Raw genomic sequence first — 3,644 nt, 5'->3', positions numbered from 1 at the left:
TTATTAACGGTGTTGTTAAGGTTTGTAAAGGGGTTTGACGACAGTTAAACTGATGACTGTGATTAGGAAAGCTGATGTAAGGAGAGACAGGGGCGTAGGTTGCGGGGTCCGACGCCATCGCCAGGGGTTTTGTTAAGAAAGTTGAGGGTTTTGCTTTCTGTAGGTCAGCTCGTGATACCTTTCTAAAACCTGAAAGCGGGAAAGTCCGGTGCAATTCCGGCGCTGTGCCGCAACTGTAAAAGTCAGAATGCCGATTTCGGGGGCGCTTTGTGGGCGTTTACTTTTGGATTCCCTGCGTAGCACGGGGAGGAGATTATTTGTTAGCTTTGACTGATTTGCCGACTTGTCCGGGTTTATTTTACGGTTCCCAAGCCCGAGACGGAGTTTTATCGAGAATGCGGATTCCGGGGGGAATTTTAAACGCGCAGCAGTGTCGGACGATCGCCGATTTAGCCGATCAATACAGTACCGGCTGTTTGCAAGTGACAAATCGGGCAAATTTGCAAATCCGAGAAGTGAAATCGGAAATTGCCCCGGAAGTCTGGAACCGCTTGCAGGAATTGGGGATAGCGTCTCGCCGCGTTGAAGTTGACCCGATTCGCAATACTATGGCAAGCCCGACAGCAGGGATCGATCGCCAGCAGTTACTCGATACTCGCCCGCTAGTGAAAGCTTGGGATGATTACCTGCAAACGAATCCCGAATTGTCGGAACTTTCGCCTAAGTTCAGTATTGGCTTCGACGGCGGGGAATCTGTTTCGATCCAGGCTTTACGCAACGATATTTTATTAGCTGCTGAAGCGCTTTCAACCCAATCAGAAATCCTTTTTAGGCTACATTTAAACGGCGATACAGGAATTTTAATCCAAGAATCGCAATGTATTTCAGTATTAGCCACCCTCGCTAGCACCTATCTTGAATACACCAAAAATCGACCTCGAATTGATGGCAAAAAACCGCGTTTGCGTCACCTGCTGGCAGATTGGGGCGCTGAAAGTTATCTAGAAAGGGTACAGCAGAATTTACCATTTTTAGGGCAATTCACATCTTGCACATTTCCCAAAAATAGCCAAGATGCCTGTTCCACAAAGAGTGAATTTCCTTGTGGGGTGGGCATCTTGCCCGCCCGATTGATCGACTTATCTGAAAAATCCCTCCCCAATCACCGACATCTCGGCATCCACCCTCAGCGACAGTCGGATTTATCCTACATGGGAATTGCACTGCCTCTAGGTAGGCTAGAATCAAAGCAACTGCGGAATTTGGCAAATGTAGCCCAAAAACTAGCCAGTGGTACTCTGAGACTTACGCCGTGGCAAAATCTGTTGATTTCTGATATCCCCAACTCTCAGCTTTTTGAGGTAAAACAGCAAATCGCCGATTTGGGATTGCACTCGTCGGCGACTCGCCTAGATTCGTGCTTGGTGGCTTGTGCCGGCAGCAGCGGCTGTGCGTCGGCGGCGACAGATACTCAAAGTCACGCCCTAGCAATGGTGCGGAATTTAGCGCAAAAATTGACGATCGACCTGCCGATTAACATTCATTTCAGCGGTTGCCAAAAGTCCTGCGCCCAGCACCAGCCAATTGATATCACGCTGGTGGGAATTCAGATTGAGCGAGGACACGAGACGATCGAAGGTTACGACATTTATGCGGGTAGAAAAGATTTGCCCTTCGGACGACCAATTTTTCCGGCGGTGAGTGTGATCGAGATGCCCCGTGCGATCGAGCGAATGTTGCGAGTGTATCAGCGGTTTCGAGAGCCTTTGGAGTCATTTGGTGAGTTTGTTGATCGGCAGGCGATCGACCAATTGCAGGAGTTGTTGAGCACCGAAAATCGGAATTAAAAGTGAAAAAAGATCCCATTAAAAATGACAATTTTTAAGTATTTCTCTTCCTAATCTCTCTGGATCTTTCTTCCTTCGCGTCCTACCCTACGGGAACGGCTTCGCCGAAAGAGCCTTCGCGGTTCATTCAAAAAATCTATTTCACAAATCCCACGAAATTCTCATAGCAGTTTTAAACAATGATTGACTACATTCGAGACGGAACAGAAATCTACATTAAATCCTTCGCCACAATTCGAGCCGAAGCAGATTTGTCAAGCTTGCCACCCGATTTAGAATCGGTAGCCGTGCGACTAATTCACAGTTGCGGCATGACCGATATTGTTACAGATTTAGCAGCTTCCCCCGGTGCAGCCACCGCGGGACACAACGCCCTCGTCGCAGGTGCGCCTATTCTCTGCGATGCCCGGATGGTGGCCGAAGGCATCACTCGCAAACGCCTTCCCGCTGACAATCCGGTGATTTGCACCCTCTGGCATTCCGAGATCCCGGAGTTGGCACGGCAAATGGGAAATACTCGATCTGCGGCGGCCCTGGATTTATGGCTGGACAACTTGCAGGGTGCGGTTGTGGCAATTGGCAATGCCCCAACTGCTTTGTTCCGGCTACTGGAAATGCTGGATGCCGGAGCACCTAAACCGTCTTTAATTCTGGGTTTCCCGGTAGGATTTGTGGGGGCTGCCGAATCCAAAGCCGAACTGGCCACCAACAGTCGGGGAGTGCCATTTATTACGTTGCACGGGCGGCGCGGTGGCAGTGCAATGGCAACGGCGGCCGTTAATGCGTTAGCGAAAAAGGATGAATTATGACTAAGGCGAATGGTAAATTGTATGGTTTGGGTATTGGCCCTGGCGATCCAGAGTTGATTACTTTGAAAGCTTATCGGATTTTGCAATCGGTGTCGGTGATTGCCTATCCGGCGATGGAAAATGGTAAGGTGCTGGCGCGGGCGATCGTCGCAGATTATCTGCGCCCGGAGCAAATTGAGATTCCGATGCCGCTACCTTTTAGTCCGACGCGATCGTCTCAACCTTATTATGATATTGCTGCCGAGAAAATTGCCGCCCATCTGAGCGAGGGACAGGATGTGGCGGTGCTATGTGAGGGCGAACCTTTTCTCTACGGCTCGTTTATGTATCTATTCAACCGTTTGTCAGGGACATTTACCACTGAAGTTGTGCCGGGAATCTCTTCGACAATGGCGAGTGCGGCTGCGTTGGGGGTGCCGCTGACTTATCGTAACGATGTGTTAAGTATTATGCCTGCGACGCTGGAGGCTGAGGTTTTGCGCGATCGACTGGCGGTTGTTGATGCTGCTGTGATTATTAAGCTGGGCCGGCATTTTGCGAAAGTCCGGGACGTACTGATTGAGTTGGGACAGTTCGATCGAGCACTGTATATAGAACGCGCAACTATGCCGAATCAGCGAATTCGGGCGATCGCAGATGTCGATCCCGCTGAAGTTCCCTATTGGGCTCTCATTATGATCCCCAGCCAGCAAAAGTCTGTATCTTAATATTTCCATGCCTGAAGGCGACGCGCTTCCAGGCTTTACCTACTTTTTTGTGCATTCTTACCTCTTTATCCAGTTTTCTTCATATTGATAACTTAAGCTTATAACTTTCATTAGTTAATCTGTTGTTAAAAAAACTTTACAAACCTGAGAATATGCTTTATGTTTATTTACATGGCGGAACACAAAGCCGTCACGAACATTGAAAACCAAATAAAGCAATCATAAAACAATGACAACAACCTTACAGCAGCGCGAAAGCGCCAACGTCTGGGAACGCTTTT

At 48.9% G+C, this 3,644-nt stretch carries 3 protein-coding genes and 1 riboswitch; all 3 genes read left to right on the top strand.

The window, feature by feature from the left end:
- The first annotated feature begins 181 nt into the window (after nt 1-181).
- Nucleotides 182-261: riboswitch (adenosylcobalamin-variant (AdoCbl-variant) riboswitch) on the top strand.
- A gap of 8 nt (nt 262-269) precedes the next feature.
- Complete coding sequence (gene cobG, locus QUA03_RS28530) at nt 270-1,847, top strand: precorrin-3B synthase (protein ID WP_333217045.1); 1,578 nt, start codon at nt 270-272, stop codon at nt 1,845-1,847.
- A gap of 179 nt (nt 1,848-2,026) precedes the next feature.
- Nucleotides 2,027-2,656, top strand: a complete 630-nt coding sequence (locus QUA03_RS28525) for a precorrin-8X methylmutase (protein WP_333217043.1) — start codon at nt 2,027-2,029, stop codon at nt 2,654-2,656.
- Nucleotides 2,653-3,363: a precorrin-2 C(20)-methyltransferase gene (locus tag QUA03_RS28520; protein WP_333217041.1), complete on the top strand. Its 711-nt coding sequence runs from the start codon at nt 2,653-2,655 to the stop codon at nt 3,361-3,363. The genes QUA03_RS28525 and QUA03_RS28520 overlap by 4 nt, the downstream gene beginning before the upstream one ends.
- The last annotated feature ends 281 nt before the right edge of the window (nt 3,364-3,644 follow it).

It is taken from the genome of Microcoleus sp. S36b_A4, assembly GCF_036700645.1.
GTDB lineage: Bacteria > Cyanobacteriota > Cyanobacteriia > Cyanobacteriales > Microcoleaceae > Microcoleus.
This window is presented reverse-complemented; position numbering and strand designations above follow the sequence as displayed.

Bases quoted from the DNA above. Each gene is read 5' to 3' on its own strand.
- QUA03_RS28525 (WP_333217043.1), top strand. From the start codon at position 2,027: ATGATTGACTACATTCGAGACGGAACAGAAATCTACATTAAATCCTTC.
- QUA03_RS28520 (WP_333217041.1), top strand. From the start codon at position 2,653: ATGACTAAGGCGAATGGTAAATTGTATGGTTTGGGTATTGGCCCTGGC.